The sequence below is a fragment of the Brevundimonas sp. VNH65 genome (assembly GCF_049445955.1).
Classification (GTDB): domain Bacteria; phylum Pseudomonadota; class Alphaproteobacteria; order Caulobacterales; family Caulobacteraceae; genus Brevundimonas.
The window spans coordinates 58,579-83,174 of the sequence record NZ_JBMSDX010000009.1; the positions used below are offsets into that span (position 1 = coordinate 58,579).

The following is a 24,596-nucleotide window of genomic DNA, read 5'->3' on the forward strand; positions in this document are numbered from 1 at the left end:
AATGGGAAGCGAGTGCTGTCTCGTCTTGCGGAACTCGCCCTCAATCCAACCCGCCCCGGTCGTTGCGCCAGTCGAACAGGGCCTCCAGCACCTGCACCGCACGACCGCGTTCGGACGTCAGGTCGGGGTCGCGCGCCAGGATCAGGCGGGCGTCGTCGGCGGCGGCCAGCATCAGGCCGCGGTGGCGGATAGGGTCGGCGAGACGGTACGCGGGCAGGCCGCTCTGCTTCAGGCCCAGGGGATCGCCGCCGCCGCGCAGGCGGAAGTCTTCCTCGGCGATCTCGAACCCGTCCTCGGTGCGGCGCAGGGTCTCCAGCCGTTCGCGGGCGGTCTCGCCCAGCCCGCCGTCGTCGCCGCCGTACAGCAGGATGCAGGCGCTGGAACGGGCGCCGCGCCCGACGCGGCCGCGCAGCTGGTGGAGTTGGGCCAGGCCGAAGCGGTCGGCGTGTTCGATGACCATGATGGAGGCGTTGGGCACATCGACGCCCACCTCGACCACCGTCGTGGCGACCAGCAGGGGAATGCGCCCGTCGGCGAAGTCGGCCATGACCGCCTCGCGCTCGGCGCCCGGCATCTGGCCGTGAACCAGACCGACCTCGATATTCAGTATGCGGCGCAGGTCGACGGCGCGGGCCTCGGCGGCCGCCAGGTCGATCGCCTCCGACTCGGCGACCAGAGGGCAGATCCAGTAGGCCTGGGCGCCGGTCTCGACGGCGGCCTTCAGTCGTTTGGCGACCTCGCCGATGCGGGCCTGGGGCAGGACGGCGGTGATGACGGGGGTGCGACCCGGCGGTTTTTCCATCAGGCGGCTGACGTCGAGTTCGCCGAACTGGGTCAGTTCCAGGGTGCGCGGGATCGGGGTGGCCGACATGGTCAGGAGATGGACGCCACCCAGACGCGGATCGCCCTTGGCCTGAAGCCGGTTGCGCTCGTTGACGCCGAAGCGGTGCTGTTCATCGATGACCGCCAGGGCCAGACGGTCGAAACGGACGGCGTCCTGGAACAGGGCGTGGGTGCCGATGGCGACGGCGGCGCGGCCGGTGGCGAGAGCGTCGAGCCGTTCACGGCGCTCCGCCGGCGTGTCGCGCCCGGTCAGCAGGATCGTCGCAACGCCCGCCGCCTCCAGCATCGGGCCCAGGCGCTGGTAGTGCTGACGCGCCAGGATTTCGGTCGGAGCCATCAGGGCCGCCTGAAAGCCGGACGAGGCCACGTCGGCCAGGGCCAGGGCGGCCGCGGCGGTCTTGCCGGAGCCGACGTCTCCTTGCAGCAGCCGCCCCATCTGCTGGCCCGAGGCGAGATCGCGGCGAATCTCGGCGACGGCCTGGTCCTGCGCCCCGGTCAGGCGGAAGGGCAGGGCGGACAGGAGGGCGGCGGACGCCTCGCCGGCGGTGATGACGGGGGCCGGGTTGATCTGACGGGCCCGGCGGCGGCGAGCGAGGGCCAACTGGTGAGCCAGCAGTTCGTCATAGGCCAGTCGTTGTCGCGCCGTCGCATCCGTCTCCAGGTCCGTCAGGCCCTCGGGGTGGTGCAGGGCCGAGAGGGCCACGCGCCACGACGGCCAGCCCTGTTTCGCCAGCCAGGCCGGGTCCTGCCACTCGGGAAGGTCGGGGGCGGCCTCCAGGGCGGCCAGGGCGAACTTGCGGACCATGCGCGACGTCAGGCCCTGGGTCGCCGGATAGACGGCCTCGACGGGTGGGATTTCGGCCGCACGGGCCACAGGGACGATCCAGTCCGGGTGGACGATCTGGACCTCGTTGTTGAACCGCTCGACCTTGCCGGAGATCAGGCGCCGCTCGCCGCGCGGCAACTGACGGTCGATGTGGCGGGGATCGCCGCCGAACCAGACCAGGTGGACGAAGCCGGTGTCGTCGGAGGCCCGGACCTTCAACGGCGCCCCGGGCTTCGACGGAATGAACATCCGGTCGATGACGATGTCGAAGATACCGACCTCGCCCTCGCGGGCTTCCGCCGCCGTGGTCGCGCGCCGCACGACCAGGCCGGTGGGGCCAAGCATCGCCAGGTCGCGCACCAGAGGGCCGGCCAGCTTCTCGACCAGGGGCGCGACCTTGGGGCCGACGCCTTTCAGCGTCGTCGCCTGGGCGAACAGTGGAAACAGAATCTCGGGCCGCATCGGCCTCAGCATAGCTGGCGCAGCGCCGTCTGGAACGCTATCTGATCCGGCGAATATCAAAGGGATGGATCGGGCAGGAAACCCTGCATCCGGCGAACAGGCGCGTCTGATGAGTATCGAAACAGCAACCGACGATCGCAAGGCGCGACTGGGCCGACTGACCTTTCGCGCCTGGAGGCGGGGATTCCGCGAGGCCGATCTGGTCCTCGGGCCGTTCATCGACCGTGAAGGGCCGAGCCTGGCGAAGGCGGATATGGACGATCTGGAGGCTCTGCTGGCGCAGGACGACGATCATCGCATCTATGCCTGGATCATCGGGACGGAGCCGACGCCTGTGGAGTTCGAGACGCCGGTCATGGGGCGGATCCGCCGCTTCATGACAGCCCATGTCGCCCAGGCCGTGCGGGATGGAGCCGGCTGATGGACGCCCGGATCGAGACCCGCACCGACGCCGAACTGAGCGGCGCGCCTGAAGGCCTGGACGCCCGCGTGGTGGCCGAACGGCTGGCGGCCTTGGGCGGCGTCGCCGTCTTTGTGGCGCGTGACTATCAGCGGGCAGGAAATTTCACTCAGGCTTTCCGGTTTTTCGCCAAGGATATTGAGGTCATTGAGTTTCCCGCATGGGACTGCCTGCCCTATGATCGGTTGAGCCCTACGTCCGGCGTGTCCGCCGAGCGCATGGCCGCCCTGATGCGGCTGGCGGCGCGCGCGCCGAGCGACGCCTCGCCGATGCTGGTCGTGACCACGGTGGCGGCCGCGACCCAGCGCACCCCGCCGCAGGAAGTGACCCAGGCCGCCAGCTACAGCGCCAGGGTCGGCGCCGATCTGGATACGGCGGCGCTGGAACGGTATTTCACCGTCAACGGCTATATGCGCGCCTCGACGGTCAACGAACGCGGCGAGTACGCCGTGCGCGGCGGCGTCATCGACGTCTTCCCGCCGGGCTTTGACGAGCCCGTGCGCCTGGACATGTTCGGGTCGGAGCTGGAGTCCATCCGCACCTTTGATCCGGCGACCCAGCGTTCGACCGGTCAGTTGAAGGCCGTGGAGCTGGCGCCGGTTTCGGAGGCCCTGCTCGACGCCGACGCGATCTCCCGGTTCCGCACCGGCTATCTCGGCCTGTTCGGCGCCGGTGGCGACGATCCCCTGTACGTCGCAGTCAGCGAAGGCGCGCGTCGACAGGGACTGGAGCACTGGCTGCCGCTGCTCTATCCGCGGCTGGAGACCCTGTTCGACTACCTGCCGGACACGGCGGCGGTATTCCTGGACGCCCAGGCCGAGGCGGCGCGGGCGGAGCGCTGGACGCTGACGGCCGACGCCTATGAGGCGCGTCGAGCGGCGGCGACGGCCAAGGGATCGGGAACCGCCAACAGAGCCCTGCCGCCCGATCGGCTGTATCTGCCCGAAGACGAGTGGAACGGCGCCCTGGCCGGGCGGACCGTCCGGAGACTGACGCCGCTGGAAGGACCGGGCGACAGCGCCGGCGGCCGTCTCGGCCGGACCTTCGCCGCCGAGCGGGGACAGGACAGCGTCAATCTGTTCGAAGCGGTGGCTCGCCACGCCGAAGACCTGAAAACCGAAGGGCGGCGCGTCCTGTTCGCCAGCTGGTCCGAAGGATCGTCGGAACGTCTGGCGGCCATGCTGTCCGACCACGGCCTGCCGCACGTCGTGGTGGTGCGCGACTGGGCCGATGTTCAGGCGGCGCCCGAGGGGCTTTTCCTGCGGGCCGTGCTGCCGGTCGACCACGGATTCGTCGCGCCTGACCTGGCGGTGATTTCCGAGACCGACATTCTGGGCGACCGGCTGGCGCGGCCGCGTCGCAAACGCCGGGCCTCGAACTTCCTGGCTGAGGCCTCCGCCCTTACGGCGGGTGATCTGGTCGTCCACCTGGATCACGGCATCGGTCGCTATGAGGGGCTGAAGACGCTCGATATCCAGGACGCGCCGCACGACTGTCTCGAACTTCTCTACGCGGGCGAGAGCAAGCTCTATCTGCCGGTTGAAAATATTGATCTTCTGACCCGGTACGGCGCCGCATCCGACGATGTGCAGCTGGATCGCCTCGGCGGCGCGGGATGGCAGGCGCGCAAGGCCAAGGCCAAGCAGCGTCTGCGCGACATGGCCGAGGGACTGATCGCCCTGGCCGCCAAGCGCGCGCTGCGAATCTCCGACGCCATCACGCCGCCCCAGGGCCTGTTCGACGAGTTCTGCGCCCGCTTCCCCTACGAGGAGACCGACGATCAGCTGAACGCCATCGGCGATGTGCTGGAGGATCTGGGCAAGGGCACGCCGATGGACCGCCTGATCTGTGGCGACGTGGGTTTCGGGAAGACCGAGGTGGCGCTGCGGGCCGCCTTTGTGGTGGCCATGAGCGGTCAGCAGGTGGCGGTCGTCTGCCCGACGACGCTGCTGGCGCGCCAGCACTTCAAGACGTTCAGCGAGCGGTTCGCCGGCTGGCCGGTCAAGGTCCGCCACCTGTCACGCATGGTCACCGCGAAGGACGCCGCAGAGACGCGCGCCGGGCTGAAGGACGGATCGTTCGAGATCGTGGTCGGCACCCATGCGGTGCTGAGCGAACAGGTCGGGTTCAAGGACCTGGGCCTGGTGATCGTCGACGAGGAGCAGCACTTCGGCGTCAAGCACAAGGAAAAGCTGAAGTCCCTGCGCGCCGATGTGCACCTGCTGACCCTCACGGCGACGCCGATCCCGCGCACCCTGCAGATGGCGCTGTCCGGCATCCGCGAGATGTCGATCATCGCCACGCCGCCGGTCGATCGCCTGGCGGTCCGGACCTATGTGGCCCCGTGGGATCCGGTGATGGTCCGAGAGGCCCTGCTGCGCGAGAAATATCGCGGGGGGCAGGCCTACTACGTGGCGCCGCGACTGAAGGACCTGCCGGACATCGAACGGTTCCTGAGAGAGCAGGCGCCGGAGATCAAGTTCGTCGTCGGCCACGGACAGATGTCGCCGACCCAGCTGGAAGAGGTGATGAGCGCCTTCTACGACGGGCAGTACGACGTGCTGGTGTCGACCACCATCGTCGAAAGCGGCATCGACATTCCGACCGCCAACACCCTGATCGTGCATCGTTCCGACATGTTCGGCCTGGCGCAACTGCACCAGATCCGGGGCCGGATCGGGCGGTCCAAGGCGCGCGCCTTCGCCTATCTGACCACCGATCCGATGCGGCCGTTGAGCCTGTCCGCCGAGCGGCGGCTGCAGGTGCTTCAGTCGCTGGACAACCTGGGTGCCGGCTTCCAGCTGGCCAGCCACGATCTTGATCAGCGCGGCGGCGGCAATCTGCTGGGTGACGAACAGTCGGGTCACATCCGCGAGGTGGGGGTCGAACTCTATCAGCAGATGCTGGAGGACGCGGTTGCGGAACTGCGCGCCAACGGCGAGGGAGAGGCCGTCGATCGCGGCTGGTCGCCCGCTATCAATGTCGGCGCAGCGGTATTGATTCCAGAGGATTACGTCCCGGACCTGAATGTCCGTCTCAGCCTTTATCGTCGATTGTCGGACGCTGAACGCACGGAGGAGCGAGAGGCCCTGGCCGCGGAGTTGATCGACCGGTTCGGACCGCTGCCGGACGAGGCCAAACAGCTGCTGCGGATCGTGGGCGTCAAGGCCAACTGTAAGACCGCCTGCGTCGAACGGATCGACATCGGGCCCAAGGGCGCGGTCCTGACCCTGCGCAACAACAGCTTCCCCAACCCGATGGGGCTGGTGGGCCTGATTCAGAAGAACCAGGCCTACTGGAAGATCCGGCCGGATCAGAAGATCGTCGTGAAGGGCGAGTGGCCGACGCCGGAAGACCGGCTGAAGGTGGCGGAACGGATCACGGCCGACCTGGCGCGGGTCGCAGGGGCCTGATCGCGATCAGGCGTCCGCCTTGCGGGCGATCAGGTCGGCGAAGGCGCGTTCCAGAACGCCGGCCGGGTTCTCGCCCGGCCCCACCTCGGCGGCGCCGATGTCGAATTCGACGACGAACGGCGAGCGGTCCGGGCCCGCGTCGAAGGCGGTGCAGGCCACGACGGCGCCGATCCGCTCGGCGGTCAGCCGCGCTTCGCCGCCCGTGGTCGCGGGCAGGGCCAGGGCGAAGACCTCCGGCGCCAGACGGCCGGCCGTGTCCTCGACCCGAACAAGCCGCGACACCATGGCCCCGATCTGGGGCATGGCGCGGTCCAGCCAGCCGCCGACGCGGGCGTGGGCGAGATCGGCGGCGGCGGATACCCGCAGCACGCAGACGGACAGGGGACGGCGACGCCGGCGGGCGGCCTCGGCGAGGCGGGCCAGATGGGCGGCGAACAGCTCCTGTGTGAACAGGCCGGTGGACGGATCCATCAGGGACGAGCCCCGTGCGCTCTCCAGCGACTTGCGGATCGATACGAGGCGACGGTGCGACCGCGCGAGAGACAGGACCCGCGCCGCCGTCTCCGGCTCGCTGGTGTCCGGAGCGGCCACGTCGGCGAATCCCCGGTTGAACAGCTCCGTCAGGTTCAGATCGCCCGCGTCGCGCAGATAGAGCGTCAGGGGAATGTGATAGAGGCGGGTGTTGCGCTTCATCCCGGAGGCGATCGACAGGGCCGGCGCCGGGTCGGGGGCGCCCCACAGCACCGCGCCGTCGAAGGCCGCCTCGTGCAGATAGTCGAAGGCGGTGTAAGGGGTCGGGGCGGCCACGACCTCCGCGCCTGCGGCCGTCAGAGCGTTCGACAGGGCCAGAAAGCGCGGGTCGGCTCCGCCCGCCACGAGGATCCGCAACGGCGTCCCATCCGTCGCGTCCTGCGCCAGGGTCGCGCCGTGCTGGGCCAGGGTGGAGGCGCGAAGCTCGAACTCCTCCTCGGCGATGGCCGCCCGCACCAGTTGCTCGATACGCAGCGCCAGCTGGCTGGGGTGCGGGACGCCGGACATGACGAGATCAGCGTCGGCGTCCGTGTGCGCGCCGCCGCCGTTGATCAGGACCACCGCCAGACGACGGGCCCCGCCCGCCTTTCGCAGCGAACGCGCCAGTCCTGCCGCATCGGCATGGGCGGCGTCGACGATCGCGGCGTCAAAGGCGAAATCGGCCATGGCGGCCGAAGCGGCCGCATGGGAGCGCGCCGTCAGCGTCCGCCAGCCGAGCGCATCCAGACCCGCGCAGAGCGCGCCAATGCTGTCGTCCGTTTCAGCGACGACCAGAAGGCGTGGATCGGACCCCAAGGACATGTCTCCAGAGCGGCCGGAATCAACCCCACGGTCGGCCGCCGAGCCGGGACCATAGCGACCTCGCGGCGCGACAGGCAACGGCAGAAGACGGGCGTCGGCGCCGACCTCGTCTGCGGGTTCCCTCCGTGGCCGGAAATGGGCTAGGCTGACCGTGACGACCCGGGGCGGGGTTGGGGCGGGGACCGTCAGTATTGAGTGCCAATGATCTTCCGAAACCGGCGGCCGTGTGGTCGCCTGGCTTCTGGGCCGGGCTTTCAGGCCGGGCCTTCGCCCGGAGTTGGGGCCGCGACGTCATGCTCTATACGGGCGGCGTTTCCTTCTTCGCCCTGTTGGCCGTGTTCCCGGCGATCGCGATCCTGATCGGCTTCTACAAGGCGGTGCTGTCGATCAGTCAGGTGAGCGAGCAGGCGGCGGCCCTGGCGGACCTGCTGCCGCATGCAGCCCAGGGCATCTTCAAGGCCGAGATCGAGCGCCTGGCGAATGTCGGCGCTCGCACGGTTTCCGCGCAAAGCCTGTTCGCCCTGGTGATCGGCGCCTATGCCGCCCATCGGGGATTCAAGGCGTTGTTGGCAGGTTTGAACCTGATACATGACGATGCGGCGCCGCACGGCTTTGTGAAGTTCAACCTTCTGGCCTTCTTCGTCGCCCTGTTCGCCTTTGCGCTGTTCACCGTGGTGTCCGGCGCCGTGGTCACCTCGCGCCTGTTCGAGCAGGCGGCCGAGGCGCGGGGCGGGCAGGACATCGATTTCCTTCATGTCGACGCCCTGTGGCCGGCTCTCGGCCTGGCGATAGGTCTGACCGCCCTGTACCGCTACGCCATGGCGCACCGCACGCGCGTGGCGTGGATGCCGGCGGTCGTGGGCGGCGTGGTCGCGACCCTGCTGTCGATGGTGTCGTCCTGGCTGTGCGCCATCTATGTCGAACAGATCGCCTCGCTGGGGGCGACCTATGGGTCGGTCGGCGCCGTCGTGGTCCTGCTGATCTGGCTGTCCTGGAACGTCAACGCGGTCTTCTACGGCGGCGCCTTCGCCACGGAGATGGAGATGGCGTTCGGCCAGCGGACCACGGCCGACACGCCGCTGATCGCCGATCCGACGGTCGTCAATCTGGTGGAGCGCCGGCGGTCTCGACGACAAGGCTGAGTTCGCCGCCGACCTCTTCGACGCTGATCATCCGTCCGCCGAGCTCCTGCATCAGGAACGGCACGTCGATGCGCGCCATCGGGTCCGTCGCCAGCAAGGTGACGCGGACGCCCGGAGAGGCGGACTCCAGTGCGCGCCGAAGCCGGAGCGACGGCACGGGACAGAGGTGCCCCCTGGCGTCGACGACGGTCATCCGCCGACTTTCTGCAACAACAGGCCCAGGGCGACTCGGACCGACGCCAGGCGCACCTGATCGCGGCCCAGGTCGCTGAACCGCTCAACGCGATGCACCGTGCCCGCGGCGTCATGTGCGGCGAAATGAACCAGGCCGACCGGCTTTTCGACGGATCCGCCGCCAGGGCCGGCGACCCCGGTGATCGACACGGCCAGGTCAGCGTCGGAATGGGCGACGGCGCCCTCGGCCATCGCGCGGGCCACGCCCTCGGACACGGCGCCGTCCGCCGCGATCACAGCGGCGTCCACCCCGATCATGCTGGCTTTCGCGGCGTTGCTGTAGGTCACGAAGCCCCGGTCGAGGACGGCGGAAGAGCCGGGCACGGCGGTCAGCGCCGCGGCCACCAGTCCGCCGGTGCAGCTTTCGGCGGTCGCCACCCGGACCCCTTTGCGGACGGCGGCGTCGATCACCTCGGCGGCGAGGGTCTGGATGTCTTCGGGAAACATGGGCCTATCCGAACCGGGTCCGAGTCGGCCTAAAGTGTCGATCGCCGTCGCATCTGTCGACAGCGGCCGTGACGAAAGGCGACGATGAGCGAGCTTCCCCTGTCCGCCGAGGCGGCGCCCGCGCGAGGTCCTTCCGGCCATGCGGCGATCCCCTGGATTTTCGCCGCCGCCGTGTTCGCCTCCGCCAGCCTGGTGTTCGTGGTCCAGCCGATGGTCGCCAAGCTGGTCCTGCCGATGCTCGGCGGATCGCCGGCGGTGTGGAACACCTCCATGGTCTTCTTCCAGGCGGCGTTGCTGGCCGGTTACGGCTATGCGCACCTGCTGCAGCGGATAACCTCCTTGCGGGCGCAGGTCGGCGTGCACCTGGTGCTGCTCGTCGCGGCGGCCCTGTTCCTGCCGCTGCGCGTCTCGGGTCTGTTGGGAGATCCCGATGCGTCAGCGCCGGCGGCCTGGCTGCTGGCGACCCTGGCCCTGTCGGTCGGCGCGCCGTTCGCGGTCCTGTCGGCCACGGCGCCCCTGATGCAGGCCTGGTACGCGCGCGTCCGGGCCGGTCACGCCGACGGGGCCAACCCTTACGTCCTCTACGCCGCGTCGAACCTCGGCAGCTTCCTTGCCCTGCTGGCCTATCCGGTTCTGATCGAGCCCCTGGCCTCCCTGACCGGCCAGAGGCTGGGGTGGAGCGTCGGCTATGGCGTGTTCATCGCCCTGGTCGTGATCCTGGCCATGGCGGTGGGTCGTGGGCGCGACGCCGTCCGCGCCGCAGAGCCTGCGCCGCTGGATCGCAGCGCGCCCATCGCCTGGCGCGAAAAGGGCATGCTGGTGCTGCTGGCGGCCGCGCCGTCCAGCCTGATGCTGGGGGTGACCGCCCACCTGTCGACGGACGTCGCCTCCGCGCCCTTCCTGTGGGTCATTCCGCTGGCCCTGTATCTTTTGACCTTCGTCCTGGCCTTCCAGGCCCGTCCGCTGATCCCGCTGCCGATCACCCTGCTGCTCCAGGCCGCGATCGGCGCGGTCTGCGTGATGATGACGCCGTTCCGCACCGGCGACTGGGGCCTGATGTTCGCCATCCACATCGCGGCCTTCTTCATCACCACCCTGATGTGCCACCAGTTGCTGGTCCAGCGGCGTCCTGCGCCGGACCGGCTGACGGAGTTCTATCTGCTGATGTCGCTGGGCGGCGTCGTGGGAGGCGCGTTCACAGCCCTGTTGGCCCCGAGCCTGTTCAAGGGCGTGTGGGAATATCCGCTGGTGATGGTGCTGGTGGCCCTGTTCCGGCCCGCCAGCCGGAAGGAGATCGGCAAGCACACGGTCATCCTGTTCGTCGGCGCCTTGCTGGTCGCCGCCGCGCCGCCGGTGATTTCAGCCGCGTTCCGTGCGGACTGGGATCTGGCCTGGGCCTTCAACCGGATGTTCAACATGCGGATGGAGCAGCTGACCGTGCTGATCCTCGGCGTGGCCGCCCTTATCGCCTTCCTGCTGCGGGATCGGCCGCGTTTTCTGGTGGTCATCCTGGCAGTCATGGCCCTGTCGGGGCACGAGATCGCCAAGGGGTATGACGCGGCGCTGCGAGAGCGGAGCTTCTTCGGCGTGCTGCGGGTCTCGACGACCAATGACCCGCGCCTGGGCGGGACGGTGAATGTCCTGACCCATGGAACCACGCTGCACGGCGCCCAGCCTCGGGCGGAAATCACGGCCTGCACGCCGACCCTTTACTACGCACCCCCAACGCCCATCGGGCAGGCGGCCCTGGCCCTGCGTGGCCGCGGTCGTGGGTTAAACATGGGCGTGGTCGGCCTGGGGTCCGGGGCCATGGCGGCCTACAAACGCGCCGATGACCGGCTGACCTTCTTCGAGATCGATCCCGCGGTGGATCGGATCGCGCGCGACCCGCGCTGGTTCACCTTCATCAGCGATTGCGCCGAAGGGCCGGTGCAGACGGTGCTGGGGGATGCGCGCCTGACCATGGCGCGAGAGGCGCCCGGTTCCTACGATCTGCTGCTGATCGACGCCTTTTCGTCGGACGCCGTGCCGACCCATCTGCTGACGCAGGAGGCCATCGCGGGTTATCTGAAGCTGCTCAAGCCGGACGGGGTGGTGGTGCTGCACCTGTCCAACCGGAACCTCGACATCACCGGCCCGGCCCAGGCCGCCGCGCGGGCTCTGAACGTCCCGTTCCTGCATCAGATTTACGCCGAGGATCCCGAAGCGCCCGACATGGCCGAAGCCTCGACCGAGGCGCTGATCATTTCGCCGACGGCGGCCGGACTGGCCGAGTTCGCCGAAGATCCGCGCTGGAACGCCGGGCAGAGCTCGGACGTCAGGCCCTGGACCGATGACTATGTGAATCTGGCGGGCGCGGTCTGGCGGCACATGCGGCGCTGAGGCGTCTCTGCGTCGTCACGCCGCCGGCAGGTCGAGCGTCGCGACGGCCTGGGCGGCCAGGCCCTCGTTGCGGCCCGTGAAGCCCAGGCCCTCGGTCGTGGTGGCCTTCACGCTGACGGCGTCGAGGGGGAGGGACAGCAGCCCGGCGATCCGCTCGCGCATCGCCTGACGGTGCGGCTTCACCTTGGGCTGTTCGCAGATCAGAGTGACATCGACGTGGACGATCTTTCCGCCACGCCGGCTGACGAGGTCGGCGGCGTGCTGCAGGAAGCGGTCGGACGACGCCCCCTTCCATTGCGGATCGCTGGGCGGGAAATGATCGCCGATGTCGCCGGCCGACAGGGCGCCCAGGATGGCGTCGGTCAGGGCGTGCAGGCCGGCGTCGGCGTCGGAATGACCGATGAGGGTCTGGTCGTGCGGCACCTCGATCCCGCACAGCCAGACCGAACCGCCGGGCCCCCAGCGGTGCACGTCGAAGCCGGACCCGACGCGGGTCTGGCGCGGGATGAGCCGTTCGGCCATGTCGAAATCCTCGGGATAGGTCAGCTTCATCAGTCGGGCGTCGCCTTCAACCAGATCGACCCGCCCACCGGCGTGCTCGACCACGGCGGCGTCGTCCGTCGGCGTCTGGTCGCCTGGCCACTGGGTCCAGGCCCGTGACAGGGCGCCGACGCGAAACGCCTGCGGGGTCTGGGCGCGGAACAGTCCGTCCCGATCGACGGTCTCGATCGTCTCTCCGGCGCGACGCTTCAGGGTGTCCGCCACGGGAAGGACCGGCAGGGCCGCGTCTGCACCGCCTTCGATCGCATCGATCAGGCGGCGAACGACCGCTTCCGGCACGATCGGCCGGGCGGCGTCATGGACGAGCACGATCTGCTCCGGCGCGGGGGCCAGCGTCTCCAGGCCCGCCCGAACCGAGGCCGCTCGCGTCTCCCCGCCGACGGCGAGACGCCAGCCGGTCAGCCCTTCGAGCGCCGCTGCGGCCCGCGCCTCCTCGCCCTTCGCGACGACGACGACGACGTGCGACGCGCCGGCGGCCAGCAGGGTCTCGACCGACCAGCGGATCACGGGCTTTCCGGCTAGGGTCCGCCACTGCTTGGCGTCGCCGGCTCCGGCGCGCATCCCGGTCCCGGCGGCGACGACGAGGGTTGAGAAGGTCATGGCGGCCTTCTAATGGCCCGGGTTTGGGTTGACGAGGGGCCGATGAGCCGAGGGTTGAGGATCGGAGACGTCGAGATCGCCGGGCGGGTGCTGATGGCCCCCATGACCGGTGTCACCGACCTGCCGTTCCGACAGGTCGCCTCGCGGCTGGGCGCGGCCTATGTGGCGACCGAGATGGTGGCCTCGGCCGAACTGGCGCGGGGACGGCCCGACGTGGTGCGCAGAGCCGCTGTGGGCGGCGGCCTGCCGCTGACGGTGATCCAGCTTGTCGGCGGCGACCCGATCAAAATGGCCGAAGGCGCGCGGATGGCCGAGCGCGCGGGCGCGGACATCATCGACCTGAACTACGGATGCCCGGCGAAGGAGGTGGTCGGCGTCGCCTCCGGTTCGTCCCTGATGCGCGATCCGGCTCGGGCGGTCGCCATCGTTTCGTCTGTGGTCGAGGCCGTCAGTCGACCGGTGACGGTCAAGATGCGGCTCGGCTGGGACGATGAGGACCGGAACGCGGCGGAGCTCGCCCAGGCGTTCGAGGCGCGCGGCGTGGCCGCCGTGACGGTGCATGGCCGCACGCGACAGCAGTTCTACAAGGGCGTCGCCGACTGGGACGCCGTGGCGGAGGTGAAGCGCGCGGTCGCCGTTCCCGTCATCGTCAACGGCGACATCGTCACGGCGGAGCAGGCGAGGGAGGCCCTGGATCGATCCGGCGCGGACGCCCTGATGCTGGGGCGCGGCGTGTACGGTCGGCCCTGGCTGGCGGCCCATCTGGAGCGCGCCCTGACCGATGGAACGCAGCTCCAGGAGCCCGCCGCGGAGGCGAGGGCGGCGATCGTCATCGATCACATGCGTGCGTCCCTGGCCTTCTATGGCGCACACCTTGGATTGCGCATGTTCCGCAAGCATCTCGGCTGGTACATCGAACAGGCGCCGTGGCCTGCGGACGCTACGGCCCGGCGGATCGCCAAGTCGGAGTTGTGTCGACTGGACGACCCGGATGAGGTCGAACGTCGGCTGCGCGGGCTCTGGCTGAGCGGTTCAGACAATTTCACCGCAAGGCCTGTTGAAATTTCGCCACAGGCGGCGGAAACTACTGCTGCATGACGGCAACACCTCCAGCCAAGGCCGAGCGACGCCTCCCTGTGCGGGACGCGGCGGCCGAGGCGTCCGTCGGCCCTGATCCCCTCTGGACCCGATTTGTCGCCGGCCGGACACGCGCGCTGTTCGCCGCCGCCTATGGGGTGGCGGTTCTTGTGGCGGCCGCCGCCATCTGGATCGTCGCGGTGGCGCCCGGCGCCTCGCTGGACGACGCGGGCGGCGCGCGGGCGGTGGCGGGCCAGGTCGTGCTTTACGTGCTGCTCGCCAATCTGGTGCTCATCATCGCTCTAGCGGCGGCGGTCGGCGGACAGGTCATGCGGCTGGCCAAGGGGCGGCGCACCGATCCGGGCGCCCGTCTGCACCTTCGCTTCGTGGCCCTGTTTTCGCTGGTCGCGGTGGCGCCGGCCATCATTATCGCCCTCGTGTTCGGCGTCCTGGTGAACCGGGGGGTCGATCAGTGGTTCAGCGAGAACGTCAGCTCGGCGGTCGAGAACGGCGCGCTGATCGGCGCCGCCTATGTTGAGGATGTCGGTTCCGACATGGAGCGCGACCTCGACGCCATGGCCACCGAGCTGGGCGGCGTGAGACCTCTGTTCGACAACCGCCTTCAGTTCTCCAGCGCCCTGACCCAGATCGCGGACTTCTTCGGCTATCCGGCGGTGTACATCCTGGACGCCGACGGCAAGGTGCTGGCCCAGGGCGTTCTCGCGGGCGCTCCGCCCTATGTCGCGCCGCCGGCGTCCGCCTTTCAGATCGCAGCAGAAGGCGAGGAAGCTCCGGTAGAGGTCACGGAGAACCCGGACACCATCCGGGCGGTCTATCCGCTGGAAAGCTATGGCGACGCCTATCTGTATGTGGTGCGTCCGCTGGCGCCCGGCCTGGTCGGCCAGATGCGGACCAGCGCGGAATCCATCCGCCGATACCGCGAAGCCGAGGAAAGCCGCTTACGAATCCAGTCGGCCTTCATTCTGAGCTATCTTGAGACCGCGCTTCTGGTTCTGGTCGGCGCGGTGTGGCTGGGGATGTCCGCCGCCAGCGCCATTTCCGGGCCGATCGGGCGTCTGGTCAAGGCGGCGGATCAGGTGGCGGGCGGGGATTTGTCCGCGCGCGTCGACAGTGAAGGCGCACCGGGTGAGATCGCCGCCCTGTCCGACGCCTTCAACCGCATGACCGGCGACCTCCAGACGCAGCAGGCGGCGCTTCGGGCCGCCAGCGCCGAGGCCCAGGATCGCAGCCGGTTCATCGAAACCGTGTTGTCCGGCGTCAGCGCCGGGGTGATCGGTCTGGACCGGTTGGGGCGGGTTTCCGCGATCAACGACAGCGCCATGCAGCTCTTGTCGATCGCCTCGGACGAGGTGATGGGGCGTCCGCTGGCGGACGTCGCCCCCGAACTCGGCGAGCTGGTCGGCCGGGTGGAAGCGCACATCGAGGAAGACATCGACGTCGGCCGGGCCGGGGAGACGCGTCGGCTGCGGGTCCGGATCGAGGGCGGGATGGGCGGCGAAATGGTGCTGACCTTCGACGACATCACCCGGCTGGTGACGGCCCAGCGCAACGCCGCCTGGCGTGACGTCGCGCGCCGCATCGCCCACGAGATCAAGAACCCGCTCACGCCGATCCAGCTGTCGGCCGAGCGCCTGAAGCGAAAATATCGCGCGCGGATCGGCGACGATGTCGAGGTGTTCGACCGCTGCACGGACACCATCATCCGGCAGGTCGGCGACATCGGCCGCATGGTCGACGAGTTCTCGTCCTTCGCCCGGATGCCGACGCCGCGCTTCACGTCCGAAGACCCGGCGGAACTGTTGCGTCAGGCGGTGTTCGCGCAAAGGGTGGCCCTGGCCGAGGTCGGCGTCGAACTGATCGAGCCCCTGCCGCAGGTCACGCTTCAGGCCGACGGCCGCATGGTCGGCCAGGCGCTGACCAACATCCTCAAGAACGCCGGCGAGGCGGTGCAGGCGCATCGGGCCGAGGCCGCGGACGACGCCGCGCCGGGCATCCTGGCCTGGCTGGAGGCGGACGACCAGCGCGTCATCTTCGTGATCGAGGACTCCGGAAAGGGCTTGCCGGATCGCGACCGCGATCGCCTGACCGAGCCCTATGTCACGACGCGGGAGAAGGGCACCGGCCTGGGTCTCGCGATCGTGCGTCGCATCTGTGAGGACCACGGCGGCGAGCTGAAACTGGCGGACGCCGAAACCCTGTCCGGCGCCCGTATCTGCCTGATCTTCCCTCTCAACCCCCACGCCCCGTCGTCGCAGGATGTCCCTGCCGGCGTCGTGGCGGCCGAATAGCGAGGACCCATGCGCTCCACTGGCGCCGACATCCTGGTCGTTGACGACGAAGCCGACATCCGCGAGCTGGTGTCCGGCCTGCTGGAGGACGAAGGCCATGCCGTCCGGGTCGCCTCGAACTCGGAGGAGGCTCTGGCCGCCGTGCGGGCGCGCAAGCCCTCGCTGATCGTGCTGGACATCTGGATGCAGGGCGGGGGCATGGACGGGCTGGAGATGCTCGACATGGTCCGGGGCCTGGACGAGGACCTGCCGGTCGTCATGATGTCCGGACACGGCAACATCGAAACGGCCGTCAGCGCGTTGAAGCGCGGGGCTTACGACTTCATCGAAAAGCCGTTCAAGTCGGATCGGCTGGTGGTGGTGGTCGAGCGGGCGCTGGAGGCGGCGACGCTGAAGCGCGAGAACCGTCGCCTTCGGGCCCAGAGCATGACGCCGTCCGGGCTGATCGGGCGCTCGGCTGCCGCCCAGTCGCTCCGCTCCACGATTTCGAAGGTGGCGCCCGCCAATAGCCGCGTGCTGATTTCCGGCCCGCCGGGATCCGGCAAGGAACTGGTCGCGCGGCAGATCCACGACGCCAGCCCGCGCGCCCGCGCCGAGTTCGTCGCGATCTCCGCCGCCGGCATGACGCCGGAGCGCCTGGATTCCGAGCTGTTCGGCGAAGAGGGGCATGACGGCCGTCCGCGCAAGATCGGCCTGTTCGAACGCGCCCACGGCGGCACCCTGTATATCGACGACGTGTCGGACATGCCGCGTGAAAGCCAGAGCCGCGTGCTGCGGGTGCTGGTCGAGCAGCGGTTTCGTCGCGTCGGCGGCGAGCAGGACGTTCAGGTCGATGTCCGGGTGGTCACCTCGACCTCGAAGGACCTCAAGGCCGAAATCACGGATGGCCGCTTCCGCGAGGACCTGTTCCATCGTCTGAATGTCGTGCCAATCCGGGTGCCGCCGCTGTCGGAACGGCGGGAGGACATCGCCGAACTGGTCGATCACTTTATCGATCTGCTGGCTTCGTCGCAGGGGCTGCAGCGTCGCCGGATCGGCGATGACGCCATCGCCGTGCTTCAGGTCCATCCCTGGCCGGGCAATGTGCGCCAGCTGCGCAACAACGTCGAACGGCTGCTGATCCTGGCGACCGGCGATCCGGCCGATCCCATCACGGCCGACATGCTGCCCCAGGAGGTCGCGGCCTCGGGCGGCGCGTCCTCTCTGGGCGCCGACAAGATCATCGCCCTGCCGTTGCGGGAGGCGCGCGAGGTCTTCGAGCGGGAGTATCTGGCGGCCCAGATCATGCGGTTCGGCGGAAATATCTCGCGCACCGCCGCCTTTATCGGCATGGAGCGGTCGGCCTTGCACCGCAAGCTCAAGTCACTGGGAGTCTCGCCGTCGCGCGGCGGAGACGATGAGGAAGGAACCGCCGGCTGATGTCCCGCGTCGCCTATGTCAACGGCACCTATCGCCCGCACGGTCAGGCCGTGGTTCACATCGAGGATCGGGGCTTCCAGTTCGCCGACGGCGTCTATGAGGTCTGGGGCGTGTTCGGCGGTCGGCTGGCCGATTTCGACGGGCACATGACCCGGCTGCATCGCAGCCTGAACGAATTGCGCATTCCAATCCCGATGACGCGCGAGGCGCTGAAGCAGGTGCTGAACGAGACGATCCGGCGCAACCGGGTCCAGAACGGCATCGTCTATCTGCAGGTCACTCGCGGCACGGCGCCGCGCGACCACGCCTTCCCCCAGGACACCGCGCCCAGCGTGGTGGTCACCGCCAAGCGGGTGGATACGGCCAAGGGCGAGGCCATGGCGGCGCGGGGCGCGGCCGGGGTCACCCAGCCGGACATCCGTTGGGGCCGCTGCGACATCAAGACGGTCGGCCTTCTGCCCAATGTACTGGCCAAGCAGGCGGCGCGGGAAAGCGGCGCCTATGAGTGCCTGATGTACGACGAAATGGGCCTGATCACCGAAGGGTCATCCACCAACGCCTGGATCGTCGACGAGAACGGCAAGCTGCGGACCCGTGACACCCAGGCGAACATTCTGAAGGGCGTCACCCGGACCCAGTTGCTGGACATCATCGCCGAAGAGGGGGTCGAGCTGGACGAGCGGCCCTTTTCCGTCGAGGAGGCGAAGAAGGCGCGCGAGGTGTTCGTGACGGCCGCCAGCACCTTCGTCATGCCGCTGGTTTCTCTGGACGGCGTGCGGATCGGCGACGGCAAGCCAGGCCCGGTGGCGACCCGCCTGAGGGCCGCCTATCTGGAGCAGGCCGACCGCGACGCCGTCTGACCAGCGATCACTTATGACTGCAGGGCGGTTGCGGCCCGGCGCACGGGGTGTCTAAGGTGGTGGACCGGAATGTGACCGGTCCCGCGTCGCTCCCTCGACGTGGCGAAACAACGAAGAACAGGATGAACCTGCCATGTCGCAAGACAAGCGTCAGAACCTTCAGGACACCTTCCTCAACTCGGTCCGCAAGACCAAGACGCCGCTGACCATCTTTCTGGTCAACGGCGTGAAGTTGCAGGGCATCGTGACCTGGTTCGACAACTTCTGCGTGCTGCTGCGTCGCGACGGCCAGTCGCAACTGGTCTACAAGCACGCCATATCGACCATCATGCCCTCGGCGCCCGTCCAGCTGTATGAGCCGGAAGCCGACGAGGACTGAAATCACCGGCTTTCGTCCCGCCTCTGGCTGTACGGCCGGGGTGAATAGATGAAGGCAAGGGTTTGAGTTCAAAACTGATCGATCATTCGGTCCCGCTGATCCGGGCCGTCGTCATTCACCCGGACGGACGGGGCGAGAACGCGCGTCACGCAGCCGAGCGGCTGGAAGAGGCGGTCGGTCTCGCCCGGGCCCTGGATCTGGATGTCCGCGCCGAGGAGATCGTGCGCCTGCGCAAGCCGACGCCCGCGACCCTGTTCGGCGCCGGCAAGGTGGACGAGCTGGCCGCCCTGGTTCGCGCCGCCGAGGCCGAGGCTGTTGTGGTCGACGATGCGCTGACGCCGGTGCAGCAGCGCAATCTCGAGAAGGCCTGGGACGCCAAGGTCATCGATCGCACCGGCCTGATCCTCGAAATCTTCGGCCGGCGCGCACGAACGAAGGAAGGTCGGTTGCAGGTCGAACTGGCCCGACTGGACTATGAGCGGTCGCGGCTGGTCCGGACCTGGACCCACCTGGAACGCCAGCGCGGCGGCACGGGATCGACCGGCGGCCCCGGCGAAACCCAGATCGAGCTCGATCGCCGCCTGATCGCCGATCGCATCGTCCGCCTGAAGGGGGAACTGGAGGAGGTGCGTCGCACGCGCGGACTGCACCGCAAGGCCAGGGCCCGCGTGCCTTACCCGACGGTCGCCTTGGTCGGCTACACCAACGCCGGCAAGTCGACGTTGTTCAACCGTCTGACCGGCGCCGAGGTCCTGGCCAAGGACCTGTTGTTCGCGACGCTGGACACCACGGTGCGGACGATCCGCCTGCCGCAGGGCCGGCCCGCGATCGTGGCGGACACCGTCGGCTTCATCAGCGATCTGCCGCACGAGCTCGTTGAGAGTTTCCGCGCCACTCTGGAAGAGGTGGGGGAGGCTGACCTGATCCTGCATGTGCGCGACATCGCCTCGCCCGACACCGACGCCCAGGCGCGCGACGTCGAAGCGGTCATGAAGCAGATCCCCACGCCGGAGGGCCGGCAGCGGCGCATTCTGGAAGTGTGGAACAAGGTCGATCTCGTCGATGCCGAGACGCGGGAGCGGCTGACGGGGGAAGCGGCGCGGCGCAGCTGGAGCGAGGCCGGCGCCGTCCTGGTTTCGGCCTGGACCGGTGAAGGGATCGAGGGCCTTCGTGAAGCGATCGCGGCGCGGATCGACGATGATCCGCCCTTCGACCTGATCCTGCGCGCGGCCGAGGGGGAGGCTCTCGCCTGGCTGTACGCCAACGGCCGGATCACGGCGCGCGATCACGACACGGATGGCGACGTCCATGTCACCGTCCGCCTGTCCCCCCAGGCCCTGGGTCGCCTGGAACGGCTGTATCCCGACATTCTGGCTCGGGTCTGAGGCGGTGCATCTGATCGAGACCGTCCTGCTGCTGCTGTTGGCGGTCGTGATCTCCGGCTGGCTGGCGCGAGTGACCCGGATCGCCCTGCCGCTGGTCCAGATCGGTCTGGGCGCGGCCATCGTCCTGGCGACCGGTCACACGGTCGATCTGGAGCCCGACGTCTTCTTTCTGCTGTTTCTGCCGCCGCTGCTGTTTCTCGACGGTTGGCGCATCCCCAAGGAGGATCTGTTCCGGGATCGGGCGACCATTCTGGAGCTGGCGCTGGGCCTCGTGCTGTTCACCGTCATCGGCCTGGGCCTGCTGATCTGGTGGATGATTCCGGAAATGCCGCTGGCGGTGGCCTTCGCCCTTGCCGCCATCCTGTCGCCGACCGACCCGATCGCGGTGCAGGCGATCGCGGCGCGCGCGCCGATCCCCAAGCGGCTGATGCACATCCTGGAGGGCGAGTCGCTGCTGAACGACGCGACCGGCCTGACCTGCATGCGGATCGCCGTCATCGCCGCCACGACGGGCGCCTTCTCCCTGACCCAGGCGGTCGGAACGTTCGCCTGGCTGGCCGTCGCGGGTATCGCGGCCGGCGTGGCCGTCACCCTGGCGGTCAATCTGGTGAAGGGATGGATCAGCCGTCGCTGGGGCGATGACGTCGGGGCGCAGATCCTGATCAGTCTGCTGACCCCGTTCGCGGCCTATCTGGTGGCCGAGAAGCTGCAGGGCTCGGGCATTCTCGCGGCCGTGGCCGCCGGCGTCACCATGAGCTTTTCGGAGCAGGGCGGGTTCCGCAGCCCGGTGCTCGCCACCACGCGCGTGCACCGGGCGGTCGTCTGGGATGCGGTCCAGTTCGCGGCCAACGGCGTGATCTTCGTCCTGCTGGGCGAGCAGATGCCGTCGATCCTGTCGCGCGCGGCCGAGGTCGTGGCGGGCACCAGCCGACCGGAGGTCTGGTGGCTGGCGGTCTATGTCCTGGCCATCGTCGCCACCCTGGCGGCGCTGCGGTTCATCTGGGTGTGGACGTCCCTCAAGTTGACCCTGTACCGGCGTCGGCATCGCGGCCCGCCGCCCAAGGTCGGGCTTCGCCTGACCCTCGTGATGTCTCTGGCCGGGGTGCGGGGCGCCATCACCCTGGCCGGCATCCTGACCCTGCCGTTTGCGCTGGAGGACGGCTCGGCCATGCCGTCGCGCAACCTTGCGATCTTTCTGGCGGCGGCCGTGATCGTGGTGTCGCTGGTGCTGGCCTCCGTGGCGCTGCCGCGGCTGCTGAAGGATGTGGAGCTGCCTCCGGAGCCGTCCCACGAGCGCGACGAGGATCAGGCGCGCGCCGCAGCGGCCCAAGCCGCGCTGCGGGCCATCGAGGACCTGTCGCATGACCTCGCGGAGGGCAAGCCCAACCCGGATCTCTATTCCGAGGTGGCGGCGCGGTTGATGGCCTTCTACCGGCACCGCATCGAAAGCCGGACCAAGACCGACGAGGACGAAGCCCGCGTCGCCCGCCAGGCCGACGACATCGAGCGTCGCCTTCGATTGGCCGGCCTCGCCGCCGAACGCGAGGAACTGGGACGTCTCGCCCGCCTTCGACGGATCGACGAGGAGACGGCGCGGCGGTTGATCCGTGAGATCGATCTCCAGGAACTGCGCTACGGCTGAACCGCGGCGGGTTGTTCTATGTCCGCACCGCTCGCGAGACGGTGACCGCCCGCGCGTTCCGGTCGAGCTTGAACCGGGCGGCGTCGAGACCACATACTGGCCTGATGCCGCCAGAGTCGGCGGGTCGTCGCCCAGGGTTGCTGCATGTCGCGGGGCCGGGCGCGACGGCGGGTCGGAGATTCTCGATGACCCCGGAGCAAGTGAATATGACCGAGTCCAAAATCCTGCCCGTGTTGCCGCTTCGGGACATCGTGGTGTTTCCGCACATGGTCGTGCCGCTGTTCGTAGGGCGCGAGAAATCCGTGCGCGCGCTCGACGAGATCATGAAGGGTGAGAAGCAGATCCTGCTGGCGACCCAGAAGAACTCGGCGGACGACGAGCCGTCGCATGACGCCATTTATCCGATCGGCGTGCTGGCCAGTGTTCTGCAACTCCTGAAACTGCCCGACGGCACCGTGAAGGTGCTGGTCGAGGGCAAGGGCCGGGCGAAGCTGAAGCAATTCACCGACCGTGACGACTATTTCGAAGCCGAGATCGAGGGCATCGAGGACGAGCCCGGCGACGCCGCCCAGTCCGAAGCCATGTCGCGCGCGGTCGTCGAACAGTTCGAAAACTATGTGAAGCTGAACAAGAAGGTCCCGCCCGAGGCCCTCAGCGCCATCCCGCAGATCACCGACCCGTCGAAGCTGGCCGACAGCGTCGCCGCTCACCTGTCGGTCAAGATCGCCGAGAAGCAGGCCCTGCTGGAGACCATCGACGTGCCGCGTCGTCTTGAGGCCGTTTACGGGCTGATGGAAGGCGAGATCAGCGTGCTTCAGGTCGAGAAGAAGATCCGCTCGCGCGTGAAGCGCCAGATGGAGAAGACCCAGCGCGAATACTATCTGAACGAGCAAATGAAGGCGATCCAGCGCGAGCTGGGCGAGACCGACGACGCGCGTGACGAGATCCTCGAACTCGAGAAACGCATCCGCAAGACGCGCCTGTCCAAGGAAGCGCGCACCAAGGCCGAGGCCGAGGTGAAGAAACTGCGGAACATGAGCCCGATGTCGGCCGAGTCGACCGTCGTGCGGAACTATCTGGACTGGCTGCTGGGCATTCCCTGGGGCAAGGCCAAGACCAAGCCGATCGATCTGACCAAGGCCGAAGCGATCCTCGAGGAGGACCACTATGGTCTGGAGAAGGTCAAGGAACGGATCATCGAATATCTGGCCGTTCAGGCCCGCACCAATTCGCTGAAAGGCCCGATCCTGTGCCTGGTCGGCCCTCCCGGCGTCGGCAAGACCTCGCTGGCCAAGTCGATCGCCAAGGCGACCGGCCGCGAATATGTTCGCATGTCGCTGGGCGGGGTCCGTGACGAGGCCGAGATCCGGGGTCACCGCCGGACCTATATCGGGTCCATGCCGGGCAAGATCATCCAGTCGATGAAGAAGGCCAAGACCACCAACGCCTTCATCCTTCTGGACGAGATCGACAAACTGGGCGCCGACTGGCGCGGCGACCCGTCGTCGGCGCTGCTGGAAGTGCTGGACCCGGCCCAGAACTCGACGTTCGGGGATCACTATCTGGAGGTCGACTACGACCTGTCGAACGTGATGTTCGTGACCACGGCCAACAGCCTGAACATGCCGCAACCGCTGATGGACCGGATGGAGATCATCCGGGTGTCCGGCTACACCGAGGACGAAAAGGTCGAGATCGCCCGGCGTCACGTCCTGCCCAAGGTCACGACCGACAATGGCCTGAAGCCGGCCGAGTTCACGGTCCCGGACGACACGATTCGCGACCTGATCCGCTACTACACGCGTGAGGCCGGGGTGCGGTCGCTGGAGCGCGCCCTGGGCGGCCTGGCCCGCAAGGCCGTCCGCGAAATGGCCAAGACCAAGGCCCTGTCGATCACCGTCGATGACGCCAAACTGGCCGAGTACGCCGGTGTGCGGAAGTATCGCTACGGCGAGACGGACGAGGACGATCAGGTCGGCATCGTCACCGGCCTGGCCTGGACCGAGTTCGGCGGCGACATCCTGACGATCGAGGCGATCAAGATGCCGGGTCGCGGCCGTATGACGGTCACCGGCAACCTGCGCGACGTGATGAAGGAGTCGATCTCCGCGGCGGCCTCCTATGTCCGCAGCCGGGCCCTGAGCTTCGGCGTCAAGCCGCCGGTGTTCGAGAAGACCGACATCCACGTCCACGTGCCGGACGGCGCCACGCCCAAGGACGGGCCGTCCGCCGGCGTCGCCATGACGGTCGCCATGGTGTCGGTCCTGACCGGCATTCCGATCCGCAAGGACATCGCCATGACCGGCGAGATCACCCTGCGTGGCCGGGTGACCGCCATCGGCGGCCTGAAGGAAAAGCTGCTGGCCGCGCTGCGCTCGGGCATCAAGACGGTGTTGATCCCGCAGGAGAATGAAAAGGACCTGGCGGACGTGCCTGACAATGTGAAGTCGGCGTTGGAGATCGTCCCGATCTCCACGGCTGACGAGGCGCTGAAGTGGGCGCTGACCGGCACGCTCACGCCGGTCGAATGGGACGAGGCGGCCGAGCCCCTCAGCCCGACACCGCCGCCGTCCGCCGGCGACGGGGGCGTGGTGGTCAGCCACTGATGCAGACAGAGGGAACGGCCCCGGAGTCATCCGGGGCCGTTTCCATTTGCGGCTTGAACAGGCTGCGCCGGGCGGGCAAAACCCCAGCCTGCGGTCAGGGCGGCTAGCTCAGCTGGTCAGAGCATCTCGTTTACACCGAGAGGGTCGGCGGTTCGAACCCGTCGCCGCCTACCACCGCAGGACATGAAAAGGGCCGTCGCGGCGTCGCGACGGCCCT

General features: G+C 68.6%; 17 protein-coding genes and 1 tRNA gene. 13 read left to right on the plus strand and 5 right to left on the minus strand.

Translation table 11 applies throughout. The features are described 5' to 3' along the window. Nucleotides 1–40 precede the first annotated feature (40 nt). Complete coding sequence (gene recG, locus ACO2Q1_RS13720) at nucleotides 41–2,131, minus strand: ATP-dependent DNA helicase RecG (protein ID WP_423330044.1); 2,091 nt, start codon at nucleotides 2,129–2,131, stop codon at nucleotides 41–43. A 109-nt stretch (nucleotides 2,132–2,240) separates the two neighbouring features. Here recG and ACO2Q1_RS13725 point away from each other — a divergent pair, with 109 nt between their 5' ends. Both ACO2Q1_RS13725 and mfd read left to right on the plus strand, forming a co-directional pair. Further along, nucleotides 2,241–2,552, plus strand: coding sequence for a succinate dehydrogenase assembly factor 2 (locus ACO2Q1_RS13725; protein ID WP_423330045.1), 312 nt, complete (start codon nucleotides 2,241–2,243; stop codon nucleotides 2,550–2,552). Next, nucleotides 2,552–6,004 (plus strand): transcription-repair coupling factor, encoded by a 3,453-nt coding sequence (gene mfd / locus ACO2Q1_RS13730; protein WP_423330046.1) that lies wholly within the window; start codon nucleotides 2,552–2,554, stop codon nucleotides 6,002–6,004. Before ACO2Q1_RS13725 ends, mfd begins: the two co-directional genes overlap by 1 nt. Before the next feature lie 6 nt (nucleotides 6,005–6,010). On the opposite strand, the gene ACO2Q1_RS13735 is transcribed toward mfd, so the two are convergent. Then, on the minus strand, nucleotides 6,011–7,330 hold the full coding sequence (locus ACO2Q1_RS13735; RefSeq protein WP_423330047.1) for a diguanylate cyclase domain-containing protein: 1,320 nt from the start codon (nucleotides 7,328–7,330) through the stop codon (nucleotides 6,011–6,013). A 299-nt stretch (nucleotides 7,331–7,629) separates the two neighbouring features. Here ACO2Q1_RS13735 and ACO2Q1_RS13740 point away from each other — a divergent pair, with 299 nt between their 5' ends. Then, a complete protein-coding gene (locus ACO2Q1_RS13740) occupies nucleotides 7,630–8,478 on the plus strand; it encodes a YihY/virulence factor BrkB family protein (RefSeq protein WP_423330048.1) in 849 nt (282 codons plus the stop codon). Here the strand turns inward: ACO2Q1_RS13740 and ACO2Q1_RS13745 are convergent. Together ACO2Q1_RS13745 and ACO2Q1_RS13750 are read right to left on the minus strand one after the other, a co-directional pair. Continuing rightward, nucleotides 8,438–8,671: a sulfurtransferase TusA family protein gene (locus ACO2Q1_RS13745; protein ID WP_423330049.1), complete on the minus strand. Its 234-nt coding sequence runs from the start codon at nucleotides 8,669–8,671 to the stop codon at nucleotides 8,438–8,440. The genes ACO2Q1_RS13740 and ACO2Q1_RS13745 overlap by 41 nt on opposite strands. Next, on the minus strand, nucleotides 8,668–9,159 hold the full coding sequence (locus ACO2Q1_RS13750) for a CinA family protein (protein WP_423330050.1): 492 nt from the start codon (nucleotides 9,157–9,159) through the stop codon (nucleotides 8,668–8,670). The genes ACO2Q1_RS13745 and ACO2Q1_RS13750 overlap by 4 nt, the downstream gene beginning before the upstream one ends. Before the next feature lie 84 nt (nucleotides 9,160–9,243). Between ACO2Q1_RS13750 and ACO2Q1_RS13755 the strand changes: the two genes are divergently transcribed. Further along, nucleotides 9,244–11,541 (plus strand): spermidine synthase, encoded by a 2,298-nt coding sequence (locus ACO2Q1_RS13755; protein ID WP_423330051.1) that lies wholly within the window; start codon nucleotides 9,244–9,246, stop codon nucleotides 11,539–11,541. Between the two features lie 15 nt (nucleotides 11,542–11,556). On the opposite strand, the gene ACO2Q1_RS13760 is transcribed toward ACO2Q1_RS13755, so the two are convergent. Beyond that, nucleotides 11,557–12,702 (minus strand): bifunctional 2-C-methyl-D-erythritol 4-phosphate cytidylyltransferase/2-C-methyl-D-erythritol 2,4-cyclodiphosphate synthase, encoded by a 1,146-nt coding sequence (locus ACO2Q1_RS13760; RefSeq protein WP_423330052.1) that lies wholly within the window; start codon nucleotides 12,700–12,702, stop codon nucleotides 11,557–11,559. A 42-nt stretch (nucleotides 12,703–12,744) separates the two neighbouring features. Here ACO2Q1_RS13760 and dusB point away from each other — a divergent pair, with 42 nt between their 5' ends. From dusB to ACO2Q1_RS13805, 9 genes are all read left to right on the plus strand, one after another. Further along, nucleotides 12,745–13,800, plus strand: coding sequence for a tRNA dihydrouridine synthase DusB (gene dusB, locus ACO2Q1_RS13765; protein WP_423330053.1), 1,056 nt, complete (start codon nucleotides 12,745–12,747; stop codon nucleotides 13,798–13,800). Then, nucleotides 13,797–16,088, plus strand: coding sequence for an ATP-binding protein (locus tag ACO2Q1_RS13770; protein WP_423330054.1), 2,292 nt, complete (start codon nucleotides 13,797–13,799; stop codon nucleotides 16,086–16,088). Before dusB ends, ACO2Q1_RS13770 begins: the two co-directional genes overlap by 4 nt. A 9-nt stretch (nucleotides 16,089–16,097) precedes the next feature. After that, nucleotides 16,098–17,507: a sigma-54-dependent transcriptional regulator gene (locus ACO2Q1_RS13775; RefSeq protein WP_423330055.1), complete on the plus strand. Its 1,410-nt coding sequence runs from the start codon at nucleotides 16,098–16,100 to the stop codon at nucleotides 17,505–17,507. Then, the gene (locus ACO2Q1_RS13780; protein WP_423330056.1) at nucleotides 17,507–18,367 is read left to right on the plus strand and encodes a D-amino-acid transaminase; all 861 of its coding nucleotides are present in this window, start codon (nucleotides 17,507–17,509) and stop codon (nucleotides 18,365–18,367) included. Before ACO2Q1_RS13775 ends, ACO2Q1_RS13780 begins: the two co-directional genes overlap by 1 nt. Nucleotides 18,368–18,500: 133 nt before the next feature. Continuing rightward, on the plus strand, nucleotides 18,501–18,746 hold the full coding sequence (hfq, locus tag ACO2Q1_RS13785; protein ID WP_013269198.1) for an RNA chaperone Hfq: 246 nt from the start codon (nucleotides 18,501–18,503) through the stop codon (nucleotides 18,744–18,746). A gap of 62 nt (nucleotides 18,747–18,808) precedes the next feature. Further along, a complete protein-coding gene (gene hflX, locus ACO2Q1_RS13790) occupies nucleotides 18,809–20,131 on the plus strand; it encodes a GTPase HflX (RefSeq protein ID WP_423330057.1) in 1,323 nt (440 codons plus the stop codon). A 4-nt stretch (nucleotides 20,132–20,135) separates the two neighbouring features. After that, a complete protein-coding gene (locus ACO2Q1_RS13795) occupies nucleotides 20,136–21,773 on the plus strand; it encodes a Na+/H+ antiporter (RefSeq protein ID WP_423330125.1) in 1,638 nt (545 codons plus the stop codon). Nucleotides 21,774–21,979: 206 nt separating this feature from the next. Continuing rightward, a complete protein-coding gene (gene lon, locus ACO2Q1_RS13800) occupies nucleotides 21,980–24,379 on the plus strand; it encodes an endopeptidase La (protein WP_423330058.1) in 2,400 nt (799 codons plus the stop codon). A 97-nt stretch (nucleotides 24,380–24,476) separates the two neighbouring features. Further along, a tRNA-Val gene (locus tag ACO2Q1_RS13805) sits at nucleotides 24,477–24,553 on the plus strand. The last annotated feature ends 43 nt before the right edge of the window (nucleotides 24,554–24,596 follow it).